Origin of the sequence: Nguyenibacter vanlangensis (assembly GCF_013376155.1) — a bacterium.
GTDB classification, from domain to species: Bacteria; Pseudomonadota; Alphaproteobacteria; order Acetobacterales; family Acetobacteraceae; genus Gluconacetobacter; species Gluconacetobacter vanlangensis.
In genome coordinates, this window is the sequence record NZ_JABXXP010000821.1 from 1 (window position 1) to 1164 (window position 1164).

General features: G+C 69.8%; 2 protein-coding genes. Both read left to right on the forward strand.

Annotated features, from left to right (window positions below):
* Window positions 1–749: HflX GTPase family protein (locus tag HUK84_RS19350; RefSeq protein WP_176641665.1), on the forward strand; the 749-nt coding region annotated here is incomplete at its 5' end.
* Between the two features lie 83 nt (window positions 750–832).
* On the forward strand, window positions 833–1164 hold a 332-nt coding region (locus HUK84_RS19355; RefSeq protein ID WP_281362868.1), incomplete at its 3' end, for an inositol monophosphatase family protein.

A 1164-nucleotide genomic window follows, 5' to 3' on the forward strand; every position in this document is an offset into this window, starting at 1 on the left:
GCACGCGCGGCCTGCACCGGGCGGCGCGGCGGCGCGTGCCGTTTCCGGTCGTGGCCCTGGTCGGCTATACCAATGCCGGGAAATCGACGCTGTTCAATGCCCTGACCGGCGCCACGGTCTATGCGCAGGACCAGTTGTTCGCCACGCTGGACCCGACGATGCGCGGGCTGCGCCTGCCGTCGGGGCGGCGGATCATCCTGTCCGACACGGTGGGGTTCATCAGCGACCTGCCCACCGAACTGATCGCGGCCTTCCGCGCGACGCTGGAGGAGGTGGCCGAGGCGGACATCATCCTGCATGTCCGCGATATCTCGCACCCCGACAGCGCGGCCCAGCGCGCCGACGTGGAGGACGTGCTGGAGGGCATGGCCAAGGGCGGCACGATCGAGGAGGATTGGCGCCGCCGGGTGATCGAGGTGCAGAACAAGGCCGACCTGATCGGCGGGCCTGCCGCCGTGCCGCCGCGCGAGGGCGGCGTCGTGATCTCGGCCATGACCGGCGACGGGCTGCCCGACCTGCTGGCGGCCATCGATTCGCGCCTGACGGAGGCGATGGAGACCGTGCGCTATACGATTCCGGTGCGCGACGGCGCGACGCTGGCCTGGCTGTATGCTCATGGGGAAGTGACGTCGCGCCGGGACGGCGAACAGGATATCGTGGTCACGGTCCGCCTGCTGCCTGCCGATCGCGCCCGGTTCGAGATGCAGAGCGGCGAACGCGACCCTCCGGCGCGCGAATCCGCCGGGTGACCGGTGTCCCGCCCGAGAGATCCTTATGAGAATCTCCCGGACCAGCGGGCCGCTAGATATTGGTTCTGGCCAGAGAGAATGACATGACGGGCCCCATTTCGGTTGGGCATATGCGTGCCGTGATCGCGATCATGCGCCAGGCGGCGGCCCGGCAGATCATGCCGCGCTTTCGCCAGTTGGACGCGGCCAGCATCCGCAGCAAATCCACCAAGCTGGATGTGGTGACGGCCGCCGACGAAGCGGCCGAGCACGAGATGACCGGTGCGCTGCTGCGCCTGTCGCCGGGGGCGGTGGTGATCGGCGAGGAGGCGGCCTGCGCCCGGCCCGACCTGCTGGACACGCTGGGCGATGCCGCGCTGGCCTATGTGGTCGATCCGATCGACGGGACGGCGAACTATGCCGCCGGGGTGCCGCT